Raw genomic sequence first — 25,370 nt, 5'->3', positions numbered from 1 at the left:
TTGATGCGTAGAGACTAGCGCAGCACAGAAAGGTGAATCGTCATGTATGATCGAATCAGTGGCTCATCCACATGCACTAGGCAAGCTGACGAACCGAGTCAGTCGGTGGATAGCGGCAGCTTTTCGGAAACACTTGCAGGTCTCGCGCCTCAGTGGAGCTCACAACCGGGGGAGTTGCCTGACAAGATGGGGGCCTGCTGCAGCAAGCCACATACCTCGGATGCAAACGTTCAAACTTCTAGCGCCTCCGACCCCAGTACATCCTCTCCAGAGAGTCCGGCCACCTCCTTGTTTGAATACAGAACGGCCGACCTGCGTGATGCGAATGTGGACGGCATCTGCGTTGGGCTGACTGCGGAGTGGTTCCGCAATCTTAACAACAGCCCATCAACCCGAATGAGTGCGCTCACACCCGGATCGCAAACGCACGCCTCAGCGGCTGAACGGCAGCAGCAATATCAAAATCTCAAGGATCAGTTGCGGAGCAGGGGAGCAGGATCTTCTCAGGCCGACCTTCAGGCACAAAATACCATTTTGGAGAACGCAGGCTTGGAACCGGCTGGAGAAGAGAAGAGATTCGCATTCGGCAAGTCTTCGAACGTCAAGCGCATGGTGAACGAAATCAACGAAGATGGATCGAACCATTTGCTCAGCTTGTATTTCGCCGAAGGCGGCGCACACACAGTGGCGACGTCGGCCTCGAATGGAAGGACCACGGTTTTCGACCCTAACTATGGAGAGTTTACTGTTCAATCAGATCCGGACCAGATGGCTTCATTGTTACAAAGCCTCGCCAATCGTTACAGGAATCCCAACGGGCAGCATTTATCGACAATCACGACGCAAAGGATGCAGTGAGTTGGGCCTTCAGGCTGGTGGTGATTGACGAAGGCGCGGATGCGTCGGCGGGCGGTCGCGGCGTCGGGGGCCAAACTGCGGCGGATAGGCGGCTGCGTGTCGGCTGGCGAGTGTGCCGGCCTCGAAAGCGGGGGCGCCGGCCCCCGCTATCCATGACGGCCGGCACAAATTGCAGTTCTGTTTCGGAATGACCGCCTGCGGCTTCTCTCAACTGACGTCGCCATTGCTGCGGCGACAATCCATGCCGTCCGCTGTCAAACCACGCGCTTGATCCAGACCGACTGTGCGCGGCGTATGACTTTCCACGACATCAGCTTTCGTTCGAAGCACGTAAAACCGACGCATCGATAATGGTTCAGCCAGGATGTGCCCCTCACAAGCAGCCGGGGATAGGGCAGGCTCCGCGTTTTGCGATGCGATCTGGATCGTCGAGCGGAAGAACTCAGCATCGCGCTCCCTGGGTGTTAAGCGAAAGACGCCGGCAGTTTCCATGATCGGATCGCCGGCTCGGAGAATTCCGCGTTTACTACTCGCGCCGGTCCGGACCAGTTAAACGACGGCATGTCGCGGCCCATCGCGAAAGGCTCGACGGGGTTGTTGATCTAATTGGAGTCCAGGGTCCGCAAGTCCACGCAAAATGCCTTCTATGGGATACCGATGACGCGGTCGTGAGCAGCATGAACTGGGGTTCTCAAACCGGCTCGACGAGCTTGGACTGCATCTGGAAAGGCCCAGTCTCGCCACATGCCTTTTGGAAAAATTCGAGGATCAGCTCGAGGACTGATCAGTGCCGCGCAACTTTCTGCACACCAGACCCGATCTTCGCATGCAATGTTCGCTTTTGGACCATTATCAAGCTCCACGGCTCGCTTTGAGTGAGCTTCGGGATAGCTCCGACAGTGTCGTGGCGACCTATGTATCGGAGTAATGGAGCGCTCACAAACCGACGTGGTCGACGGCCAGCAGCGCCTTACGACCATAACGATCCTCCTTTGCGTCCTCCTGGACCTGGCGGATGCGAAAATCGGGCAGGCGATCCATTAACTACATCTTCCAGACCGGCGACCCGCGATTTCGGCGGGGAGTTGAGGAGGCCAGGCACCATGGTGGCGCCGACCTTGTTGGTGCAGCAGATGAACCGCTCACCGGCTTCATGCGCCACCTTCCGCAGCAACCGCTCGGGATCCTCGGCAAGAAGGACGGTCAAGGCCAGCCGCGGCAGCGGCGCGTGCCTCCTTCGGGTCTCCCAGCAGCGCCAGCGTAGGGCATCTGCGATCGGCCGCCATTGTGGTATTGGTACCGCGGGCATGTGACGCTGCTCGGTGACGCCGACCACCCGATGGTGCCGCATTCGGGCAAGGCGCCGGGCAAGCCATCGAGGATTGCTTCGCGCTCGCCGTTCTGCTGGAGCACGCCAAGCGCGACAAGATCCCAGCGCGTCTGAAGGCTTATCAGGAGCTGAGATTAGAGCGGACCAGCCGCGTGTAAGCCGCCTCGCGCCTGGCTGGCAAGTTCTACCCGATCCGCGGCCGGGATCCTCTGGAACTGGATGAGAGGATGCAGGAATGGATGTCGGCCGCCGCCTGGATATTTCCGATGCGGAGAAGGCCGCTTTGGCACTTCTGTAGGAAGAACCTCAAGGACCGAATTTTGCTGAGACCTTCTGAACGTACGCTTCTGGCCATTCGCGATATTTGCTGCTGTTGCCGTGATCGGCATATCTACACCGGCTTTTCAACTTCCGTATGAAGTTGCGGCTTGGGCTAAGCGCACCGGAAAACAAGGGGACATAATAGGGCGTGAAAGAAAAACCCCGGCATTGGTGCCGGGGTTCTGTAATTCTCGTTTTCTTCGCGGCTGGATCAGAAGTCCATGCCTCCCATGCCGCCGCCCGGAGGCATGGCCGGGCCGGCTGCGGCCTTCTTCGGCAGCTCGGCGACCATCGCTTCCGTCGTGATCAGCAGCGCCGCCACGGAGGAGGCATTCTGGATAGCGGTGCGCACGACCTTGGTCGGGTCAATGATGCCCTTGGAGACGAGGTTGCCGTACTCGCCGGTCTGCGAGTCGAAGCCGTAGGCGTACTGATCCTTCTCGAGGATCTTGCCGACGATGACCGAACCGTCTTCGCCTGCGTTGATCGCGATCTGGCGGGCCGGCCAGGACAGTGCCTTGCGCACGATCTCGACGCCGGTCTTCTGGTCGTCGTTCTTGGTACGCAGACCCTTGAGTTGTTCGGAGGCACGGAGAAGAGCGACGCCGCCGCCGGGGACGATGCCTTCCTCGACAGCCGCACGGGTCGCATGCATCGCGTCATCAACGCGATCCTTCCGCTCCTTCACCTCGACCTCGGTCGCGCCGCCGACGCGGATCACCGCGACGCCGCCCGCGAGCTTGGCAAGACGCTCCTGGAGCTTCTCACGGTCGTAGTCCGAGGTGGTCTCCTCGATCTGCGCCTTGATCTGGGCCACGCGCGCCTCGATGTCGGCCTTCTTGCCGGCGCCGTTGACGATCGTGGTGTTCTCCTTGTCGATCATCACCTTCTTGGCGCGACCGAGCATGTTGAGCGTGACGTTCTCGAGCTTGATGCCGAGATCTTCCGAGATCGCCTGGCCGCCGGTCAGGATCGCGATGTCCTGCAGCATGGCCTTGCGGCGATCGCCGAAGCCCGGAGCCTTGACGGCCGCGACCTTCAGGCCGCCGCGCAAGCGGTTCACGACCAGCGTGGCGAGGGCTTCGCCCTCGACGTCTTCAGCGACGATGACCAGCGGCTTGCCACTCTGCACCACGGCCTCGAGCAGCGGGAGCAGCTCGTTCAACGAGGAGAGCTTTTTCTCGTTGATCAGGATATAGGCGTCGTCCATCTCAACGCGCATCTTGTCGGCGTTGGTGACGAAGTAGGGCGAGATGTAGCCGCGGTCGAACTGCATGCCCTCGACGACGTCGAGCTCGGTCTCGAGCGACTTGGCTTCCTCGACCGTGATCACGCCCTCGTTGCCGACCTTCTTCATGGCGTCGGAGAGGAACTTGCCGATCTCCTGGTCGCCGTTCGCCGAGATGGTGCCGACCTGGGCGATCTCCTCGTTCGAGGTGACCTTCTTGGAGTTCTTCTGGAGATCCGCAACGACGGCTTCGACCGCGAGGTCGATACCGCGCTTCAGGTCCATCGGGTTCATGCCGGCGGCGACCGACTTGGCGCCTTCGCGCACGATGGCAGCGGCGAGCACGGTCGCGGTGGTGGTGCCGTCGCCGGCCGCGTCAGCGGACTTGGAGGCCACTTCGCGCACCATCTGCGCGCCCATGTTCTCGAACTTGTCGTCGAGCTCGATCTCCTTGGCGACGGTGACGCCGTCCTTGGTGATGCGGGGAGCGCCGAACGACTTGTCGAGCACGACGTTGCGGCCCTTCGGGCCGAGCGTGACCTTCACGGCGTTGGCGAGGATATCGACGCCGCGCAGCATGCGGTCGCGGGCGTCGACGCCGAATTTCACTTCTTTGGCTGACATATTGGTTTCCCTGAGTTGTCTTGGTGTCATCTCCCCCTTGGCGAGGCGCCCGGCAGGCGCTCCTCAGGGGTGAGCGGTGCGAGCGGTTGGTTAGGCGGCCTTCTTCTTCGAAGCGGGAGCTTCGAGCACGCCCATGATGTCGCTTTCCTTCATGATCAGCAGGTCGACGTTGTCGATCTTGACCTCGGTGCCCGACCACTTGCCGAACAGGACATGGTCGCCGACCTGGACGTCGATCGGGGTCAGTTTGCCGCTCTCGTCGCGGCCACCGGGGCCAACGGCGATGACTTCGCCCTGCGAGGGCTTTTCCTTGGCACTATCCGGAATGATGATGCCGCCAGCGGTCTTCTCTTCTGCGTCGATGCGCTTGACCACGACGCGGTCGTGAAGCGGACGGAATTTCATGCAGCCCTCCTAAGCATTTGCACGAGTTGAAGATTTTGGAATGTTAGCAATCGATGCCCGCGAGTGCTAGTCACGGGCCGAGCTGAGATAGGATAGGATTTTTGCGGGATCAAGGGACTCTGGCGGAAAAATAGGCGCTCAGGACGGTCGCCTGCCATCAGTCTCAATGGTTAACCGGAGACGTGCTGGGCTGGGGTTAGCTGGTCGCTGGTATACACCTGTCGCACCCCCAATCAAACCGGCGAGCCGCCAGCGCTCGCCCAAAACGTAGTGGCTACGGTCCGCTTACCAATGCGAATATACTCCTAGCCCCCGCGACGGGCGTCGAGCCCAGCTTCGAGTAAGTAAGAAGCTGGCCAACGCCCAACCTGCGCGTGAGTTGGCGAGATTGCTCGACAAGCAGCGGCGGACGCAGGACGCCGGAGATGAGCAGACTGTGCGGGCGGCACGGCGGAAGATCTATATAATCGCGCGCGACCACCAGCCCGCTCCTAGGTCGAAGAATAGTTTTGCACCGTGCATGCCGACTGAGTAGCTGCACTGTGAATGAAGCCCATGTTTAGATCGATCACCGCGTGATAGGAGCTGTGAGGCACGACTTCGTAGATGATGTGCGTGTTGCTATCGATATACGTTCCGCTGTTGCCGGAATGTTTACACGTTACGACGACGTCCTTAACATCAGCGGTGCTGTTGTTTCGAATGACAAAGGACGCCTTCATGATCGTCGCTCACAACTGCTTTGAGCTGACGGTCTTTCGATTGATAGCAGGTGGCGGCGATGTCACCGTTAGTCGGTCAACGTCCGAGCCGACCGTATGGAAGGCGCTCGACGCCACGATTCCTAAATTCCGCAGCGGGATCTCTCCTGAGCAACCGTGACCGCGGCGAGCCCCAACATCACGTCGCGGGTGAATCCGAAATGGAGACGATAGAGCCACCAGATTGCGCAGCACCGGTCGAGATCGTACATGGCGAGCGCGCGCCTTATTGCTACGACCATCCGCGGCATCGGCTTCATTCCTCGTATCATCTGGAAACCTCGACGACTCGGGGCTAGCGTTCTCCCTCTCGTGTTTTGATAGGCGATGGTTCGCTGTGCGCGTGCATCCGCAATGGACTGGTAGCTAAGCTTGATGTTCGTCATGCGCTCTTTTCCGCGTTTCGAAGCTGGCTGCACACGCCTATGTGCGTGCGATCTACCGTGACCCTACGGTGGAGGTGCTGCTTGCAAAACGCCCAGATCTGGTAGGGCCAATTGACAGGACTCCCATCCGATAAATACGCTCGCGCAATCCCACTGCTGGTTTGGCGGCCAAACCCCGTCTGAGCGCGCTGGCAAGTCTCCGCCTCGCTAAACAACACCTCGGACAGTCGGCCCGCCGCAGCACACCATCGTGCAGCGCTTGTTGCGATCGATCAGACGCAAAGCAGCCGAGACGGTCATCCCGCGCACGGCTAAAGGTGCGACGCTGGCCGCATGCAATGGGCATTCCGCGACGTACTCCAGTCCTCCGATCCTGCGTGCTATGGTGCAACCTCCGACTAGCCGAGAGCCGGAGCTACATCGGTCAAGCGAAAGTAACATCCTCAGATGAGGCAATACGGGGTGATATTGCAGCCCGGATGCCGGGTCCGGCACCACCCAGACGAAATGGCCAGGATGACCGTGCATCTCGTGGGCCGCCAGCGGGTCCGATGATGCGTACCCACTGGCGGCGCGAGCAATCCACTGGAGTCGTCTATCCAGGTAAGGAGACCCGAAGTGACCGCAGGGCTCCAGTCCCGCGCGATCGCTTCACCGTCGGGTTGCGTCTCATACCCGCGTAAGCTTGACAACCCTCCTTCGGCTAATTCGGCTTTGTAGGCCCGTCCGTTAAGCTGGATTGTTCTGGGGCTATTTGCGGTCGGCATGAAACCTTCTTCGCGCAGCTTGTCCATCAGGGCAGGTGTGGCCCATTGCTGTGGTAGCGGCGTTCCGAAGCGCCGGTGCTCCGTGAAGAATGCTCCGAAGTCCGGTACCCCTGCCCGGCCGACGCCAACCACTTGGTCCTCCGCAGGGTTATGAACAAGAAGAACGCGATTGGACCCATCCAAACCGGCCGTGTAGCGGTGACCTCGAATTTCATAGGTCATCGTCGGCTGGTCCGAGTCAGGCAAGAGACCCTGGTGGAACAGCCTCTCGACCATGAAGTCAGGCGCGATTTGCGAACCGTGTGAGAATCTCTGGGGAGCGGCGAATGAGACATCTACCGCTTCCTCAGGTGCGGCAGATGATGATGGTCCCGCTTCATTCATGATCTGACTGACAAATCATGATCCTCTTGTGTCCAGACGTGCGCCGTTGGTGATTCTGGTGAACGGGCATTGTCGATCGGGTTCGGATCCATAAAGCTCTCCTTTCTATTTTGAGAACAAAGGCCTCTTGAAGATCTCCCCAGGGAGTGACGAATTCAGACATGGGCGGCTTCGTCATCGAGAGGCCAAGTTTGAGTGTTAAAGAGGCTGGCTTTCGAGAAGCTGACAAAGGTCGAAGAAGGGAGACAAACCCGCGGCCGCATCTGCCACGTCTGATGCGATCATCTCCGAGCCAAATATCTTTCCGCCTGACCTCCCAGTCGGCGTGCAGGTCTGCGTCGTGCATCGCATTCACCTGGCAGTAAAGCTGGTTAGGAGGTCCAGGCGATGCGGATCGTGGCCAGATCCAGCCTTGCATCGAGCGTGTGCATTTCGATCTCTGCTCGCGACCAGTCGTTCTGGCTTACACTTCGAGCCTATGCTCGGGCCGCAAGCCGCAGCCGCGCCAGCACGAGAACAGACGAGAGCGCGACCTACGTGAGTCCGGCAACCGCGGAGCAAACTGTTCACCTAATTAGATGAAGAACGCAATCGCTCAGACGCAAAGCAGCCGAGCCGATTATCCCGCGTACGAGGTGCGACGGTGCCGGTAATCCCGGGACTACGGCTGTCACTGCGTGTAACGGGCAGTCCGCGACCTCCCCAGTGCCTCCGATCCTGCGCGCCATGATGCAACCGCGGACTGACAGCCGGAGCTACGCCGGTCAAGTAGAAACGAACGGCCAACTTTGTCCCGGCTGCTATTGACGCTCAGCGTCACATGCAGATGGCGCTCGTGTCAGGGCGCGCTTAGAGAAAGCGGACATTTCAGCGGCGACTTCGACACCGCGCGCATAAATTACGACGATTTTCCTTTATTCAGGACACGAGCGAATTCTCTTCCAACGGTCAGTTGGCGAGAAGAAACGTAACCCGCATTCGTGCTCGCCCGTCCGGGCATCGAACGGTAGCTCCTACATGTGGCGTCACTGATTTGCGTTAACGGCTCCCCAAGTGGTTGACCAAGATGTACGCCCCCGAAACTTTGGCAGCGTTCACCGAACAACTTGAGATCGGCATCGTCGGCCTCGGGGCCGAATACGCCTCGCCTTGTCCCCGTCCCGGGGACGCCGTCGCGCCGGAGATAGCCGAGATGCATGGCGAGGGGCGCCGAACGCACGGATGACGAACGGTCTGGGTCTTGATTGTCGCCACATGCGGGAGGCCCCTGAGCAGACGGGCCGCCCGCTCCCTGGCGACCCGGCCGCGGCCGTAGGCGGAGCACCTATACATGGTGATCTTGCACGCGCGCGAGAAACCGCCGCAGAGCGCTGAGCGGCGGCAAGCGCCTTGGCGATAAAGAGCCTAGCCCATTGGCTCCTTAGGGGGCGGGACGTGACCTGGCCGAGGCGGAATGGCTCGAGTCGTCGTCAGTCGTGTGCGGCGCCCGTCAATTTTGTCACACACTCGCCACAGCAGCGCAAAATTCTGCAGCCATCCGACGAACTCAGCAGGTTCTCATATTTGTCTTTACCGGCTAAGGCAGCGATCAGATCAAGGGCTAAACGGTGACTCAGAGACAGGCATCTTTATTGCAGACGTTACGGTGAGCCTCGTCGTGACACGCTTCAGCCTACTGTTGACTGGCGCAATGGCCGTGAGGGACGAGTTCGGGCAAGTGGAATGCAACAGTGCGACCTAGCTGGCCAAAATGTTTGGGTCAGGGATCGCGCTTCAGATTGGGCCGAGGATGTCGGGGCAATCTACTCGAGAGAGGCTGGAGCCGGTCCTCGATCCCGCAGACGAACGCTTGACGAGCCGCGCCGTGTTGGGCGCAACCATCGGCAATATTCTCGAATTCTACGACTTCGGGACCTACAGCTTTTTCGCGATACAGATCGGCCAAGCGTTCTTCCCGGCAACCGACTCGTTCGCTAGCCTCATGCTGTCACTCGCAACCTTCGGCGCAGGTTTTGTGACCAGACCGATCGGGGCCATCGTACTCGGCTCGTATTCGGATCGGGCCGGCCGACGGCCCGCGATGACTGCCAGCTTTACCATGATGAGTGCCGCGGTCCTATTGTTGGCTATCACGCCATCGTATGAGATAATAGGACTTGCCGCTCCGTCACTGGTCGTCTTCGCACGCTTGCTGCAAGGCTTTGCTCTCGGAGGTGAAGTGGGTCCGACGACCGCCTACTTGGTGGAAGCGGCCCCCGCTGACGCGCGCGGTCTTACTGTCTCCTTTCAGCCCGCGAGCCAACAGATAGCTGCGACGGCCGGAGCGCTGGTTGGAGAAATACTCTCGCTCACCATGACAAGCGAAGCGCTGAATGCGTATGGATGGCGGATCGCGCTGTTGCTCGGCGCCGCTACGTTGCCGTTTGGACTTTGGTTGCGGAGCGGCTTACCCGAAACGTTGCACCGGTCCGAGGCGCACGTTCTGGTCACTCAGCCTGCAGGCCAATCGCGTGCAGATCGCCGCATCATGAGCTTGGGATTTGTCATCTTGGCCAGCTGCACGATCACTACTTATGTGACGGGATATATGACCACCTACGCGATGAACACCCTCCACGTTTCCGCGCCGCTCGCCTTTGGTACCACGCTCATCAGCAATGTGGTCGGAATTGCTGCAGCACTGCTGGGCGGCCTACTCGCCGACCGCGTAGGTCGTCGTCGCATTATGATATGGCCGCAGGTCACTGCATTGCTGATGACCTATCCGGTATTCTTGTGGATTGCAGAGAGCCGCAGTGCCTTCGCACTTCTAGGAGGTCTCGGCGCCCTCACCCTGATCGGAACGATTCCGTATAGCGCCTTCTACGTGAGCATGGCCGAAGGTTTGCCCAGGAACATTCGTGGTGGCGCCTTCGCGACGATTTACGCTTTTGCGATAGCGATTTTCGGAGGCACAGCTCAACCGATCGTCACCTGGCTGATCCACCTTACCGGGAGCGCACTCGTGCCCGCCTGGTACATGCTTTTCGCTAGCACGGCCGGGCTCTTTGCCATGCTCATGATGCCGGAGACGGCGCCCCTCAATTTTACGCCTAACCATAAACGAACGTTCGTAACGCCACGACGGCTACCCTAGGTATAGCGGGAACAATGGACATCCATGACGTCCGAAATCAATGCGAACCATCGAACCGAAGGGGCGCTATGGGCGTGGCAGAGAAAAGCAATAGAAATTCAATTAGTTTTGGATCGAGCTGTGGCTCGCATCGGAACACAACGTCGCGATCTAAAACGACTTTTCCCGTTTACCCAACCTACGCCGATGCGGCGGGCTGCGCGCGGCGGTAGTCACAGACTGGCTAAAAGTGAGCAATCGCTTTGATCATCTTAAGAGAATTGAGATGGCGCCGCTTGCACCATCTCTGCCAGTTTAACCGTACGCCATGAGGACGCGGCCGCTGTCGGAGCAAGCGGCCGCACGAGGCTCAATCCTCGTTCTCTGCTTGACTTGTTTTCGGTCCTCAGTGTCGCACGCACGAGGGATCGGTCAAACAGAAGAACAGGTCGCAGATACCATCCAACGGGTCGTCGGCGCACTGAGGATATGATGTATCGGCTACCTCCACCCTGCCGGCAACCGGTTGCGCGGCAACTTTTGCAGCAAAAGGAGGCACCGCCGCAGTTGCAAGCGCGAGGGCGCTCGCCGTCACTAACACAGACTTTTTCATCCGAGAAATCGCTTCCCTAGGTTGGCCCCAACCGTCCTCGGGTCTATCTGACGACGCTGTAAGCGGTAAAATTGATTTTCTTGATCAGATCTATCTAGGGAACGGATAAGTCCGGACATCACCGTACGGCTCAATGTTAGCTCGCCCGGAACCTGCAATCAGCTTGATCGAACGCTGGACGAGCCGCGGAGTGGTCGATGCATGTCTGGGAGCACTCGAGTACAGCGTTTTCTGGAATCCGGCTTGTATCGTCGAGCAAGGCGACAGTCGGTTTGCATGGTCCCGCACATGCGCTTCCCGAACGCGCCTGCGTCACACTTGGGCGCGCGATGTTCATCAGCGAGTACGAAGACTGCGAAGATCGCTTACCCATTGTCGTGTTCGCCTGGGCTGCAGAGACGCTCCAGGAAGAACGACGAGCCCCAGCATCTTTGGGGGCCAAGGAGGCTTGATGCTGGGACCGTCGTAGCCTTATGCAAAAGTAGCAAACAGGCGGCGTTGTTGTGCACCGCCCGGCTTGATTCGTCAAAGCGGCCATGATGCTCGGCTCCCGTGCCACCGAACCATCCGCGATCCGTTGCAGCTCCGCCGACGGTTTGCGCGCCAGTTTGCCGCGGCCAAACAGGCGAAAGCACTGTTACATCCGGCGGATCGCCGCCGGCATCAGGTACATGTTTTCCATCTGCAATACTCAGCGGCCTAACTTCTCGCATGGGTGCCGATGTTCGCAACATGCCTTTTGTAAGATGGGCTCGACGCTGCTCAGGCAATCCGCCGCGCCGGTCTGGAGGCATGAACGCTGCCACCGAACGGCTCACCGCCGCAAGGCAGCCAGCTCACTAGATCCCCAGTCGAGCCATCTGCGCTGAAACGTGCTCCGGATCGGGAAGCGGCTGCCACGGCCGGCCAGCGGCGGTGCTCAACAAGGACCTACAGAACCCAGGAGTGAGCTTGCCGCGGTGGATCACGACATTCTCGTGACCCTTGGCGGCTCGAGCGTTCTGCCAATGCTGATTGTATCCGCGCTGCTCGTCGGACTTCACGTGGCAGGCGGCGAATTCGCGATCGCCCAGCGTCGCCAATTGCCAGGCATGAACCGGCTGCTCGGTATGGATGTGCACCCACATCGGCCTTGGCATCGCGCCCGTGCGCAACGCCTTGGGCTGCAGCTTGATCTCGAATAGCTTACCTGGCTCTCCCTTCAACGCTTGCGGCGGACCCACTGAGTCCAGCTCCCCCGCCGCGCGCAACTGTTCGAGATACTTTTGCGATGGAAACGGGTACGACTTCATGCAATCGCTCGTGATTGCTGCCTTCCGCGTTTTCAATGAGTTTGCCTGTCCCTGCACCTCAGACCACATCGCCTTGAGCCGGAGTATTTTTTCGTGCACTTCGGGCACTTGCGCAGGCGTGAGCAGGCCACGTCGGCGAGGCTCCTCCAGCGCGGCTACACAGGCCTCAATCTCGGCGGCCTGCGTCTGCAAGCGCCCAATGACGAGATCCAAGACGTGGTCGGCATCCTCGGGCTTCATCTGGCGCGCTTGCGAGACGGCACTTTGCTGAGCCGGCAGATCAAATTGCAGCAGCTCGTCAAGTCGCTCCAGTAATCCCGCCAGTGCTTTCCTGGAGGGCGGAGCCTGCCACATCTGGAGGTGCTCGGTAGCAGAGGTTGACGCCCTCGCGCGTGCCTCCTCCGCGGTCGCGAGTTTTTTGGTACCGAGGTCCGAGAGCACGATAACCTTGCCGGTCGGGGCCGTGGCCGCATTGGGCCTGGCGACTTGCGGCTCGGGCGGGCGGGCCGTCGAACTCCCCTCGCCTGCGGCCGCCGCGCGCCTTCCTTTGCCCTTTCTGCGCGCTGCACTGCTTTCGCCCACCATGGCGGTATTTTCCGGCAGCGCAGCCCAAGCCGGCGGTTCAATCGTGGCTGCTAACTTTGGCTGCACTGCCAGCAACCGCATGACTTCGTTCGCCGTAAGCCACGCACCTTCCACGATCCCATCCAGCAACTGCAACGGAAGGTCAGCTCCCGTTCCGGCCGCCCTCAGCGTGGCCACCATGGAACTCACCCCTGAAGCGAATTCCGAAAGCCGCTCCATGACACCTTCCAGAACGGCGCGATGCTCGGCGTCGAGCGGTGCCCCGTTGCTGTTCAGAACGGCCTCGGCGGTCGAGACGAATGCAGGAAAAACATCCCCGATGAAGGTCCCAAGCAGACGCACCCGCCCGCTCTCGTCCATGAGGGCGTCGTGCACGTCTGGGTCGAGCGTGCTCACTCGCGAGTCAATCAAGAGCTCAGCGAGAGCGATCCGCGATTGCAGATACATGCACTTCGTATTGAGAGCCCAGCCGGTATGCAGTCTTAATGCGGCCTCTTCGGCCTTGCGCATCTCGGGCGTGCTGCTTGGCAAGTTGGCAGTAGCCGCACAGACAGACTGCATCCGCTCCGAGCGCAACACCTTCTTTCCCCACCAATCCATGCAGGCTTCATAGTAGTTCGCCACGCTTGCAAACGCGCCGGACACCTGGGCGGGCGTACCGGTGCCTTTGATCCTCTCCAGCCAGCCTGTTGCTTTCTTTCTTTTCTTCTCCAGCTCGTAGACAATCCGGGTGGCCACTGCGTTACATTCATCGGCCGCGTCCAGCGTGTCATCGCGGAGCCGTCGAGCCCGATCGTCGGGCAGAATGCGACGCGCCAAATTGGCAGGCAGATCTGCGTAATACTCCAGAACAGTTGAGCCTGCTTTGACGACTTGATCGATCAGCTCTTGCGCCTCTTGCAAGTCCTGGGCGTGCCCCGCCGCTCGACGGCTAGTCTCAAGCTCCTCAAGCAGGCCGGTCATTTTTCGCCTTGCTGCCTTAAACTCGTCCCGGGTTGGCGCCGCCACATCCGAAGTTGGGTTGTCAAGCGCCGCGGCTCTGTCTAGAGGCCCAGAGCGCATCCGCTCTACGACGGCATCGAAAGATTGACTGCGTCTTCCCGGGAAGAGGCTGGGCTCCACGTTCGAACCGCTCACGTCTGCGGTGTTGCCGGCTCCCGCAGCCCCAACTTCCGATGCGCCGGCTCGGCCAATGCCTGTCATGCTTCGTCTCCGATAAAAGTCGCGAATGTGCAGCCCGTCTGGATAGACCGCCTGACTGACGACTAGCTGACCAAAAGCGTTCACGGATGCACAAGAATGCCGATGTCACCTGAAGTTCCATTTCCAAGGGAGCTCCAATGTTTCTGAAGAGATCGATGCGGGTAACGCCTCGATTGCGGTGTAATCAGAGATGTGACCGCGGCTGAGGCGCCTTGGCCGCGACGCGATCCGGTGCGAGTCCTGGTCGTTTGCCGGTGGCTCCGTCCACGCCAACTGGGTCAACTCGTCCCAAACGAATGGGTAGTTGGAGAACACTCGCCCTTAAACGGCGAATTTTGGCCAAGCAGAAATGGCCATTAATAGACCTACCCTCGCCGCGGGCGTCCTCCTACTAACTGTAAGGGGAGTTTGACAGAAGAGCTTAACAAGCTAACGGCCGCACACCGAAAAAGAGATTGAAGGTCAATCAGCATCAATATTTGTCCTCATCCGAACCGGCAGAATCGACCCTCCGCAGATCCTCATACTGCATTTCGCAAAAGCCCGGGGCCCATTTAGGCTCGGTCAAATCACCTTCATGGAAATATGTGCAGCGAGCACACCAAACGCACCGAGAACCAGCCCGATCAGCGAACCGGCGGTCGTCACTTTTCTAAAGAGCAGAACCGTGAGTATCGGCTCCACGACCAGGATAGCTCTCACCGATATCGCGACAATGATCCAGATATTCTTCAGATGCATGTAGCCCAGCGCGCATCCGAAAACGAGGAGGATGCCACCCAAGCATACCAGGAGAAACATCGGCCAAAGCATCGCCAGATCGCCACCGGCCTTTCTGAATTGCCTTGACGCAACCAACTCGGCAAATATCGAAAGAGCTTCCCAAAGGAAAATCGCTGCCACAGCTACAATTTTCAACATCAAGGTCACTGGCCTCTATGGTTTCGGCTATTCGAGGTGGCCCGGAGAGACCTGCATCGGAATAGCCGTTGAGGCTCAATTTTCGGCATGCCAAGCGCTTGCGAGTCGAGACGCGCGCCTCACTTATCGCTTCTCGCAGGTCCTTCCAAGCGTCTGCCGGGCCGGTAATTGCTTCCGACATGTAGCATAGTTTCCCGTCGATCACCTCAGCTGCGCTGCTTGCAGAAACCAAAGATGGTTCAGGACAAGCTTGCTCTGCCGCCTGCTGTCTGCGTGAGCAGAGCAATTTGGACCTAGGCTGCAATCCGCACGGGGAGAGCGGAATAGCCGTGCACGAAGTTAGACGCAATCCGCTCGGGTTCGCCGACAACCTCGAACCACAATTCCGCAGACAAAATCTCTTCCCAGAGGACTCTCAACTGCAGTTCCGCAAGATGTCGACCAAGACAGCGATGGATGCCGAATCCAAACGAGAGATGCTGCCTCACATTCTTGCGATCGATCACGAAATTGTTGGCGTTCTCAATGATCTCTTCGTCCCTGTTACCGGAGATGTACCACATGATGACCTTGTCGCCTTTCCTGATCTGTTTTCCGCCTACGATGCTGTCGATCGCGGCGGTACGGCGCATATGTGCGATTGGCGTCTGGTAGCGAATAATCTCGGACACGGCGCTTGAGATCAGCTTGGGATTGTCAATTAGCTTTCGCAGCTCGGAGGGGTACTGACTCATGAACAGGAGGCCGCCGGTAATCGAGTTGCGCGTGGTGTCATTGCCCCCAACGATCAGCAGAATCAGATTTCCGAGAAATTCACTCGGCTCCATCTGGCGGGTGGCAGGCGAATGCGCCATCAGGGAAATCAAGTCGAGGCGCGGCTCGGCTTTGATGCGCTCGTTCCAAAGCCGGGTGAAATAGTCCAGGCACTCAGACAAGAATTTGCTTCGCTTGTCCCAGCTGTCGATTGCATGGTCTGCTTTCGGAGCTGTAACCGCGACGTCTGACCAATAGGTCAGCAGTCGCCGATCCTCAAATGGAAAGTCGAACAGCGTGGCGAGCATTTGCGTCGTCAACTCTATGGAGACCATATCCACCCAGTTGAAGGCCTCATTGCGCGGCAGGCCCGCGAGAATCGCCCTGACCCGAGACCGGATCAAGCTTTCGAGCTTCGTCAAGCTTTCCGGTCCGACGATCGGGCTGACGGTATTGCGCTGCTCGGCGTGCTTGGGAGGCCCCATCTTGATGAAACTCGGGGTCCAGTGCTCGCCAGGCACGTCGGCAATAGTGACACCTTCTTCTGACGAGAACGCTTTGTGGTTTGTGTCTACGGCTACGATATCCCGGTATTTCGTTACGGACCAATATGGACCATGAGCGCTGTCTTGACAGTAGTGAACGGGATCTTCCTTTCGCAACCGCTCAAAGCAAGCCCACATGCTGTCGTCTTGAAAGCGCTTGCCCTCGCTTACATCCAGCTTGCTCAGCGGGATAACACACGAATCCTCAGCCCTATAATCTTCCGATCGCCTTGTCATGATCATCTCTGCAGATTCTGCTCTCGAGAGTTTACGGTGTGGCGCGATTCATCGCTTCGAGCTGCCGCAGCGCTTGGCTGCGACGGGCCGCTCGACCAGGCTACCTCACAGTGCAGCTAGCCTCGCCCTACCATGTCGGGCAGTAAGGATCGCATTGACTTTCCAACTCGATCTACTCAATGGATCAGCGAGAGCTCTCAGCGCTGGTTAGAGATGGCTATGCGCTGGAGGCATCAAGCCGAGTACGCCTTCATAAGTTGACCCTCGCCTTGAGATACGGCCGGAGCGGATAGCTTTCCAAGGTCATGGATGAATAATCGTCTGGCTAGGTCTGTTCAGGCAGATCGACCCAGATATCCGAAGGACCCTTCATGAGAGTATCCTGATCTGGAACGTAGATATTATCGAAGATCCTGAGACCATGAGCCGTTGCCGCTCCTACAATTATGAAAGGGAGCTTGACTTGCTCTAGGTCTTCGAAGTTGTCAGCGCCGACGATTCGAACAAAATCGAGTTTAAAGTGTCGGAACTTGATCTGAGATGTGGCCGACGCGACCAGATCCTTCACCCTAGATACCCCTTGGGCGATCGCTTTCCTCGAATGGTTGAGTGCCGTGAAAAGACAAGACAGCTCATCAAGCTGGGAACGGCTAAATCGCCTCAAACGCGACGAAATGGGCACTCCGTTCTTGTATCTCACGGTCGGCACAAACCTTATCTCGCAATCCAGAAGGAGGTCTGCGACGGCGCGCTTCACCAGGATCGCCTGACCGATATCTTTCAGGCCGAAGTAGCTGCGAGTTGGCCTTGCATAGCAGATCCAGCGGACTGCCCCGGTAACGGCTTCCTTCAAATACGCCTCAGGCCCCCCTAAACGCAAATGACAGTCGCCTTGCGATACAAAGGTTCGATAGCCAGGCGGAAACATTTCGGTGTCGTTGGAGGAAATCACGGCAGTTGCTCCCGAACGCAATGCAAGTCCAATATCCTCGTCCAAATTGAAATCGTAGCTCCCACCTGGTCTAAGCTGGATCTTGTTCGGGTAGACTGTGACGATCGCGACGTCATTCTCCGATGCCGCCCTTCTGATCAGTTCTGCATGCCCGAGATGCAGGGCGCCGAGAGTATGTACCGTGCCGATAGTCTGCCCTGTTCTCGCCACCTCCCGGATGAACGCTTTACCTGCGGAAAGACATGCCAGATGCATTTTCCTACTCCAGTCACTTTGAACGCCAAAAGAGTGATCTGATCGGTCGGATCGCAGAAGGTCTGCCCTGCGTCTCGTATCGGTCGCGAATGCCAACGAGCGCCAAAGAGCTATAGCGCTCGCTCACAGCTCGGCCACCGCACCAACACGTTCTAAGCTCACGGACACTGTAGTCCCTTCCATTTTGCGGTTTCCAAAGCAGTCAGGTTGACCCTTCTCGACCACGTCTGATCACCGATGAGAATTCAGCCAGATAGCTTGATGGCTCGGGCGGCTGATCCGCCTTCAAAGCGGCCTGCAGTCCCCGACATCGGTCTGCAAAAAACGGTGGCTCGAATGTGGTTATCTTCGCGCCCGAAAAGTCGACCTTTACGAAGCTGGCCTGGAACGGCGATATCCCACTCAGGTTCGCGTCACGCAACGACGATTGGTTCATGCGAACGTATGCGACGCGCGCTGCCTCCAGATTGCTGTGGGACATTCCCGCGGCGAGATATGCCTGAACGAGATTGGACCCTTCGAGATTTGCGTGATCCAATGCCATCGATTGAGGAGGATCACCGGTAATCATCGACCGGTAGAGGTAAGCCTGGGACAAGTCTGCATGTTCAAGATCGCAGTCGCGCACAAAGGCGCAGCGGCCACGAAAGCCCGTCAATTTGGCGGCTCGCATTGTACTCTCTGTTATCGAAATGCTTTCGCCTGATACCCGAGACAGGTCCGCTCCATCGAACTGACAGGAGTGAATAGAGGCACCGTTCAACACAGCCCCGACCAGGTTCGCGTTGGACAAGCTTACGGACAGAAGCCGCGCCTGGCTCAAGTCTGCCTGCTCAAGCTCCGCACTTGAAAGATTTGACAGGTGAAGATCAGCGAATGGAGCGTTCAGGGCTCTCGCCGCAATGCGGCCGCTCACCTTTGAGAGTCTCAGATACGGAAGATGAGCGCCTTCCAGGACAAGACCATCGACCGAGGTGGGACGCACGATCGATAAACAGTCCCCCTTTGACTGGAAGAACGAGCAATCCGCCAGATACGCCTTCGTGATCGTGACTTGGCTCAGCTTGGCAAAGCGGAAGGAAGCGGAAGGCAGGAAGCATTCGTTGATGGTCGAACCCTGTAATTCCGCGCCATCAAATACAGCATCACTCGCGTCGCATTGGTAAGCGAGAAGCCCGCTGAGCATGGCGTTGTCAAAGCGTGTTCTTTTCATGCTGCAACCGTGAAACAGGCTGCCTGTTGCATCAATTACATTGCGCAGACTGGCATCATCGAAGTTACAGACCTGCGCTGCAATGGCATGCATATACGCAAAATCGAGCTTGGCCCCGAGGAAACTTGCCCTTTCTAGCCCCGGACAGATAAGATTCGCCCCAGAAAGGTCTGCCCGATCCAACTTTGCTCCGTAGAGCTGCGCACGATTGAGGGTACAGCGTCGCAACGGGAAATCTGACAGGTCGTGACCGTTAAAGTTTTCGGAGGATAGCTGCAAGCCAGTCCCGGTCCTTCTGATCGCCTCTTCGGTTCGCCTCCCGACGGCGGCCACTGCGCGCAACCGATCGGCAGTTCGGCTCCAGTACCGAACAAAGTCGCCATCTGATGAAAGCTTGTGTTTCGGATCCGACCAGTGCTCTGCCCCTTCATTCGCGGTGCACTCGCTATCTGTGCCGATCGTTTGCGACATGACGACGATTCCGTATTGCCCGGATTACGGGGGGCCTGGTATTGACCTCTTTTTGCTCTGCCTTGGAGGTACGCTATGCGATCTGTGGCGAACTCGTCGGCGAAATGGCGACGCGATGCGTCGATGAGGCGCCTATTGTGTCGGTGACCTCCGCAGCCGGGACGCTTGAGCACGTCAGCCGAATTCTAGTCATGCGCCCCCCAACTGCCGCTCGCTCGCTGAAATTGTTCACCGGGCCAGGCAACGCTGACAACGCAACGGTCGTTTGACAGTGCCGATATGTCCAGAAGTCGCGGTTTGGCTCGTCAGCTCTTATAGGCACATCCAAATCGCCCTCCATCAAACAGAATGCGAAAAATTCAAGGTCTTGCTTCTTTCTCAATGGACCCACGGCTTCCGGGCGGAAAAGTGATCGTTCGTCTAGGGCCGCACTCAGCCCTTACGCGGCGTTACCTCATTATCCGATAGCAACGACCGTGCCAGCCGCGCATCAGTCGCAAGCAAGGGGCTGAATAGGCGTCATGAAATCGATATTGACTCCGAATGTGTTGAACCTGACAAACACGGTCTCGTTGTCGCGGACTGCACCATGATCGCAAGGCTATCGCGAAAGCGAAAATTCCGAGCTCATTAGCAGGAGAGCAAGCCGCCAGTCTCCTTGCGGGCACTCAATCGATGACTTGCAACTCGACATTTGCGGAACGCCGACCTCACGGTTGGCGAGTGTTCGAGCTCGGCTAGCCCTGCTCGGCGCGCCGGTCCGTCATCTAGTGGGAACCCGCGCCACAGACTGTCCTGGTCGAGCGATGAACGAGCGCGCAATCGTGACCAAATCGGCGGGTGCAAAGGCGAATGCTCCCGCGATCGGAGATAGACAATTTTATGATAAGGGATCGAATTCGAAGGCATTCACGCGATGCCTTCTTCGAGGATCGTAGCTGAATGACCTATCTGTTGGTGCCGCACAAGACGCGGCATGGCGGCGATAAGGCTCTTGGTATATTCAGACTGTGGATTACGAAATATCTCGTCAGTGACGCCACTATCGACAATTCTCCCCCGACGCATAACTATGACGCGATCGCTGATATGACGAACAACACTGAGATCATGCGAGATGAAGAGATAACTTACGCCGAGGTGGTCCTTCAGATAGCCGAGCAGGTCCAAGACCTGGGCCTGGATCGAGACGTCGAGCGCCGAAACCGGCTCATCGCAGACGATTACGGCAGGATTTGGTGCGATCGCGCGGGCGATCGCAACGCGCTGGCGCTGACCGCCCGAGAGCTCGAGCGGTCGTCGGTCCAGCAACGCCTGGGATAGTCCGACCATATCGAGCAGCTCGATAACGCGCTCCTGCCGCTTGCGCGGTGTCTCAACATCGCTCGAAAGGCTGTCGGATATGATGCGTTCGACCGTCCAACGCGGATCAAACGAGCCAAGCGGATCCTGGTAAATGATCGATATAGACCGCCGCCGAGCCCGCCGTTCGCGTTCGGCGAGCGTGGTCCAAGGCCGGCCTGCAAACTGAACGGCTCCCTCGTCAGGCTCGTCGAGCGCCAGGACCATGCGCGCCATCGTTGACTTTCCTGATCCGGACTCACCCACGATGCCCAAAGTCTCGCCGGATCGCAGTTCGAAGGAGACGCCGTCCACAGCCGCCCGTAAAGTGCCATCCGGGCCCTTGAAGCGCTTCACTAGACTTGTCGCTTCGAGCAGGATGGGACGAGATTTCGGCAGCGATTGTAGGGGTAGCTGCATTTGCTGCAGAGGCGAACGCACAATAGTTGATGGTGAGAGGCGTGAGCCGCGCGGCCGGCCTGATGGCACGGCGTCCAGCAGTTGACGAGTATAGGGGTGTCGCGGATCTCTGAATATCTGGGCAGCGGTGCCGCGTTCGATGACCTCGCCTCCTCGCATGACGAGGATCTCATCCGCCACGCGGGAGACCACTGCCAGATCGTGACTGATCAGGATCAGAGCCTTGCCCCTCGTTTTGGTCTCCTCGAGCAGTGCCAGCACATGAGCTTGCGCCATCACATCGAGCGCGGTCGTCGGTTCGTCTGCGATCAGGATGCGCGGATCGAGTGCAAGTGCCGAAGCGATGAGAGCCCGTTGACGCTGGCCGCCGGATAACTGATGCGGCAGCTGCTCGGCCTTGGTCTCGGGCTCAGGGACACCGACGAGCTTAAGGAGAGCAATGACGCGCTGCGCGAGCTCCTTGCGTGATGATACCGCACCGTGGAGGAGCAAGCCTTCACCAACCTCTTTGCCGATCCGGCGAAGCGGGTCAAGCGAGACGAGTGCATCCTGTAATACAAAACCAATCTCGGTGCCGCGGATGCGCCGCCAGGCACGATCGCTAAGGCCGATTAGGTCCATCCCGTCGAAGCTTAGCTTTCGTGCATGAACATTGGCGTAGCGACCAGCAAGGCCTATGAGAGACCGCGCAGTCACGCTCTTGCCCGAGCCCGATTCACCGACAATCGCAAGACACTGTCCCGGTCGGAGGGAGAAGGATATGCTGCGCACGACCGTGTTCTGGGCGATGCCGCGCCCGAAGGAAACACGCAGCGATTCGACCCTGAGGAGGTCTGGCTGCTGCGGGACAGGCTGGCGGCGATCCTGCGACATTCATCTTTGTCCTTCCAGACGGTCCTGTAGATGGCGCCCGATGATGGTGAGGCTGAGGGCAAACGCCGTAACTGCCAAACCGGGTATGATCTCCAGCCACCAGGCGTAGATTACATAATTGCGCCCGGCATTGAGCAGCGCGCCCCATTCAGGCGCCGGGGGAGCGACGCCGAGTCCTAGAAAAGCAAGACCGGAGGCCCATATAATCGCCTGTCCTACGCCGATCGTCATCATTGCCGTCAGCGGGTTCATGGCGTTGGGAAGAATATGCCTCCAGACAATACGGGGAAATGGATGGCCCAGCACCTTAGCGGCCTCCACATAGCCTGCCTCTTTGATGGAAAGCATCTGGCCCCTGATCATGCGCGCATAGCCTGGCGCTGTTCCGATTCCGACAGCTACGACTTCAGTCAATACTGACGGCCCAAAAACTGTCACGAACAAAAGGGCGAGCAAGAGCGTTGGAATTGCGAAGAGCACGTCAATAATTCTGCTGAGAATGCTGTCTAATAAACCGCCAGAAAGTGCAGCGGCGCCGCCGATGGCCATTGCAACGGACATGCTCAGCGCCGTCGCGCCAAGTCCGATAGCCAAGGATTGGCCTGCGCCCTCGACCACGCGAGAGTAAAGATCTCGACCCAGTTGATCAGTTCCAAACCAGTGAGCGATCGACGGAGACTGCAATGCCGATCTCAAATCAATAGCAAGCGGATCGTGCGTCTGCAGCACCTTTGGCACCATGGCAGCGAGGACAAAGACGCCAAAGATGATAAGACAGACCGCAATTCGAAAGGGGACATGACGCACGATCGCTAGGACTTCTCTGAGCGGCCGAGACAAGGTGACTTCGGCGAACATGCTCATGTCAACTTGATCCTCGGATCGACTACCCGGTAAATCAGATCGACAATGATACTGGGAAGGACGAATAGGGCCGCGGAGATCAAAACAGCTCCAGAGACAATCGGAACGTCTCGCGAGGACGTCGCAGCGACAAGGACGCCACCTAGGCCTTGACGGGCGAAAACCACCTCGATCAAAATCGCGCCCGAAAGAAGTTTGCCGAGCGCCCAACCTGATAAAGTAATGCCGGGCAATGCGGCATGGCGGAGGACATGGCGAAGCCTGACGCCGAAATCACTCATACCCCGCGCCCTTGCGGACGTAACGAACGGCTGCTCGAGCACGCGCGTGAATTCGTTCTGAACGACTTGTCCGAAAAAGCCCGATAGTTCAAGAGCCAACGCAAGTGTCGGCAGAACGAGCCCAATCGGCGAATTTCCCCCGATCACCGGAAAAATGCCTAGCTTTACCGCAAAGAGCACAAGCAGAATTGTGGCTAGCCAGTAAGGCGGCACCGTTGCCAAAAAGACTTGTGTGTCATTGAGCAGCTTCGACCATATGTTGTCTCTGCCAGCGATGAACAAGGTTGTCAGAATTGCGATAAGCCATGCGGTCAGCAGCGCAGCGATGGCCAGAACAATCGTGGGGCCAATCTGTTCCGCAATAATCGCTGCGACAGGCCGATGTTGCTGGTACGACTCGCCAAGATCTCCATGCAGGATCTGCAATATGTATTTGCCGTATTGAACCGCGAGCGGTTGATCAAAACCATATTTCGCATTGATCGCTGCAAGCTCCGCCGACGACGCCGGCCCGACGTTGCCACTCGTCACATTGATGATGATCTGGGCGCGGTCGCCAGGGAGCACACATTGAATCAAGAACGCAAAGGTTGCGGCAGCCCACACCACGACCACGCCGGAGAATATCCGGCGCGCGAACCAAACGATGGGACGATGGGCTACTATTATCACGGCGTCACTTCCCGTCATCGAAATGAGCGTCATAGAAAACGGGTTCGCCAACCGAGCCGCGGTCCAGCCAAACGTCTTTGAGGTTCGGCTTGGTCGCCAACGTTACGTCCAGCACCGTGAGGCCAATCACAGGAGCCTCATCCACGATCTTCCGTTCCGCCTGCTGATAGAGGGCGGTACGTTGCGCCCCATTGAGTTCCTGCTCCGCCTTATGAATGACGTCCCAAAGCGTCAGATCTTGATAGCGTGAGGGATTGAAGCGATTGGTCTCGCCGTTCCGATCGGGCTTCCACGAGATCCGGAATATCTCAGCGCCGGGGGCAACCCAATAGAGGACAACGACCTCATAATCATCGGGTCCGAGGTTTTTTCCGGCGAAGAAATCAGCCGGATTGGTGGGTTGAAGACGTACGTCAAAACCGGCCTCCCTTGCCTGCTGCTGGATAACTTGCAAGGCTTGCTCGCCATCCGGCTTCAGAAAAGCGTTCGAATAGGAAATGCGCACGGTGAGCGGATTGCCGTTCTTGACACGAACGCCGTTACGATTGCGCTCAGTCCAACCCGCCTGATCAAGCAGCTGATTGGCCTTCCGAACATCGTATCCATAGGAATGGCCGAGCTCAGGCAGGTATTCCGGCGAGCTCCGACTTAGCGCCCCGTTGCCCTCAAACGGCAAAGAGCCAAGGAAGGATGTGTCGACCGCGGCCCTTCGGTCAGTAGAATAGGCAAAGGCCTTGCGGACGAGCACGTCGTCAAATGGGGGCCGGGCCGTATACAACGCCAAGCGCAGGGGGGTGCCGCCGGTAAGGTGCCGCAATACTGAAAAGCGGGAGTTGGCGTCCTTCCATGCGACCGCCGGGATATCGTATATGGCATCGGTCTCGCCCGTGATCAGCGAGCCGTATCGGACAGTCTGATCTGGCAGAAACTTCCAGGTTATCCCGTCAACGTAAGCCGGCCCTTGATGTTTTGCGGTGGCCGGGGCCGAATTGTAGTCGGGATTGCGGCGGAAGGTGACTTCTCGCCCATGGCGCCACTTGTCGACAATGAATGGGCCGGAACCGACAGGGTTCTCGCAATTGACCGCAAGTCCACGTTTGAGCGCCGATGGCGAGAGAATGCCTTGTGAGGATTGGGCGAACACGTTCAGCAAGGGCTGGAACGGCACCTTTAATTTTACCTGCAACCTCAGAGGAGCAATTGCAATTGCCGATTCGAAGCTATCGCCTAGATAGGGCGCGGCAGTCGGATTGCGAAGATCGGGGTCGTTGCTAAGCCATCCGTTGATATTGTCAGCGATAGCCTGCGCATCGAGCGCAGTCCCGTCGGTGAACTTTACTTTCGGCTTTATCTCGAATGTGTACACCTTTTTGTCATCGGAGATGCTCCAAGACTCGGCCAGCCATGGCACAATGTTGCCGCCCTCGGTGCGCGCAACCAGATTATCGCTGTACTGACGTTGCAGATACCATTGCTGCACCCAGCCCCCGAACAGGCAAGCAGGCTCTTGAAAATGCCCGTAACGAATAACGCCTCCTGGCTTTACACTGCCGGCTAACCATTCTTGAGCATGAATGCTGGGCACCAATTGCGACAGGCCCAAGAGCACGACAAGGGTAGCCGCCACTTTTCTTGCTGGATAGTTCGACTTACCAGTGAAGCGCCTCGTTGACCGCGAATTCGATAAAGGCATATTCAGG

Annotated in this window: 15 protein-coding genes; 3 read left to right on the top strand and 12 right to left on the bottom strand. The window is 58.2% G+C overall.

Annotated features, from left to right (window positions below; all coding sequences use genetic code 11):
* Window positions 1–42: 42 nt before the first annotated feature.
* The gene (locus GGD67_RS13190; protein ID WP_179733305.1) at window positions 43–858 is read left to right on the top strand and encodes a YopT-type cysteine protease domain-containing protein; all 816 of its coding nucleotides are present in this window, start codon (window positions 43–45) and stop codon (window positions 856–858) included.
* A 207-nt stretch (window positions 859–1,065) separates the two neighbouring features.
* On the opposite strand, the gene GGD67_RS13185 is transcribed toward GGD67_RS13190, so the two are convergent.
* The 3 genes from GGD67_RS13185 to GGD67_RS13175 form a co-directional block, all read right to left on the bottom strand.
* Window positions 1,066–1,350 (bottom strand): hypothetical protein, encoded by a 285-nt coding sequence (locus GGD67_RS13185; protein WP_179733303.1) that lies wholly within the window; start codon window positions 1,348–1,350, stop codon window positions 1,066–1,068.
* Window positions 1,351–2,720: 1,370 nt separating this feature from the next.
* A complete protein-coding gene (gene groL / locus GGD67_RS13180; RefSeq protein ID WP_179733301.1) occupies window positions 2,721–4,361 on the bottom strand; it encodes a chaperonin GroEL in 1,641 nt (546 codons plus the stop codon).
* 90 nt (window positions 4,362–4,451) lie between these two features.
* Window positions 4,452–4,766 carry a co-chaperone GroES gene (locus tag GGD67_RS13175; RefSeq protein ID WP_179733299.1) on the bottom strand — a complete coding sequence of 105 codons (315 nt, stop codon included), beginning with the start codon at window positions 4,764–4,766 and terminating at the stop codon, window positions 4,452–4,454.
* A gap of 720 nt (window positions 4,767–5,486) precedes the next feature.
* Between GGD67_RS13175 and GGD67_RS13170 the strand changes: the two genes are divergently transcribed.
* Together GGD67_RS13170 and GGD67_RS13165 are read left to right on the top strand one after the other, a co-directional pair.
* Window positions 5,487–5,648 carry a hypothetical protein gene (locus GGD67_RS13170; RefSeq protein WP_179733297.1) on the top strand — a complete coding sequence of 54 codons (162 nt, stop codon included), beginning with the start codon at window positions 5,487–5,489 and terminating at the stop codon, window positions 5,646–5,648.
* Window positions 5,649–8,853: 3,205 nt separating this feature from the next.
* A complete protein-coding gene (locus GGD67_RS13165; RefSeq protein ID WP_179733295.1) occupies window positions 8,854–10,200 on the top strand; it encodes an MFS transporter in 1,347 nt (448 codons plus the stop codon).
* Window positions 10,201–11,631: 1,431 nt separating this feature from the next.
* Here the strand turns inward: GGD67_RS13165 and GGD67_RS13160 are convergent.
* The 9 genes from GGD67_RS13160 to GGD67_RS13120 form a co-directional block, all read right to left on the bottom strand.
* Entirely contained in the window at window positions 11,632–13,872 is a 2,241-nt protein-coding gene (locus GGD67_RS13160; RefSeq protein ID WP_179733293.1) for a hypothetical protein, read from the bottom strand.
* Window positions 13,873–14,436: 564 nt separating this feature from the next.
* Window positions 14,437–14,793, bottom strand: a complete 357-nt coding sequence (locus GGD67_RS13155; RefSeq protein ID WP_210286453.1) for a hypothetical protein — start codon at window positions 14,791–14,793, stop codon at window positions 14,437–14,439.
* Between the two features lie 293 nt (window positions 14,794–15,086).
* Window positions 15,087–16,328: a cytochrome P450 gene (locus GGD67_RS13150; protein WP_179733289.1), complete on the bottom strand. Its 1,242-nt coding sequence runs from the start codon at window positions 16,326–16,328 to the stop codon at window positions 15,087–15,089.
* A gap of 325 nt (window positions 16,329–16,653) precedes the next feature.
* A complete protein-coding gene (locus tag GGD67_RS13145) occupies window positions 16,654–17,535 on the bottom strand; it encodes a pantoate--beta-alanine ligase (RefSeq protein ID WP_179733287.1) in 882 nt (293 codons plus the stop codon).
* Between the two features lie 202 nt (window positions 17,536–17,737).
* A complete protein-coding gene (locus tag GGD67_RS13140; protein ID WP_179733285.1) occupies window positions 17,738–19,219 on the bottom strand; it encodes a pentapeptide repeat-containing protein in 1,482 nt (493 codons plus the stop codon).
* A 909-nt stretch (window positions 19,220–20,128) separates the two neighbouring features.
* Window positions 20,129–21,853 (bottom strand): ABC transporter ATP-binding protein, encoded by a 1,725-nt coding sequence (locus GGD67_RS13135; RefSeq protein ID WP_179733283.1) that lies wholly within the window; start codon window positions 21,851–21,853, stop codon window positions 20,129–20,131.
* On the bottom strand, window positions 21,854–22,717 hold the full coding sequence (locus tag GGD67_RS13130; RefSeq protein ID WP_179733281.1) for an ABC transporter permease: 864 nt from the start codon (window positions 22,715–22,717) through the stop codon (window positions 21,854–21,856). It abuts the gene before it with no gap.
* Window positions 22,714–23,703 carry an ABC transporter permease gene (locus tag GGD67_RS13125; protein ID WP_179733279.1) on the bottom strand — a complete coding sequence of 330 codons (990 nt, stop codon included), beginning with the start codon at window positions 23,701–23,703 and terminating at the stop codon, window positions 22,714–22,716. The genes GGD67_RS13130 and GGD67_RS13125 overlap by 4 nt, the downstream gene beginning before the upstream one ends.
* Window positions 23,675–25,363, bottom strand: a complete 1,689-nt coding sequence (locus GGD67_RS13120; protein ID WP_246790774.1) for an ABC transporter substrate-binding protein — start codon at window positions 25,361–25,363, stop codon at window positions 23,675–23,677. Before GGD67_RS13120 ends, GGD67_RS13125 begins: the two co-directional genes overlap by 29 nt.
* Window positions 25,364–25,370: the final 7 nt, after the last annotated feature.

Origin of the sequence: Bradyrhizobium sp. IAR9 (genome assembly GCF_013408065.1) — a bacterium.
In the GTDB taxonomy this organism is placed as follows: domain Bacteria; phylum Pseudomonadota; class Alphaproteobacteria; order Rhizobiales; family Xanthobacteraceae; genus Bradyrhizobium.
Note: the sequence above shows the minus strand (reverse complement) of the source record. Positions and strands in the feature narration are given on the sequence as shown.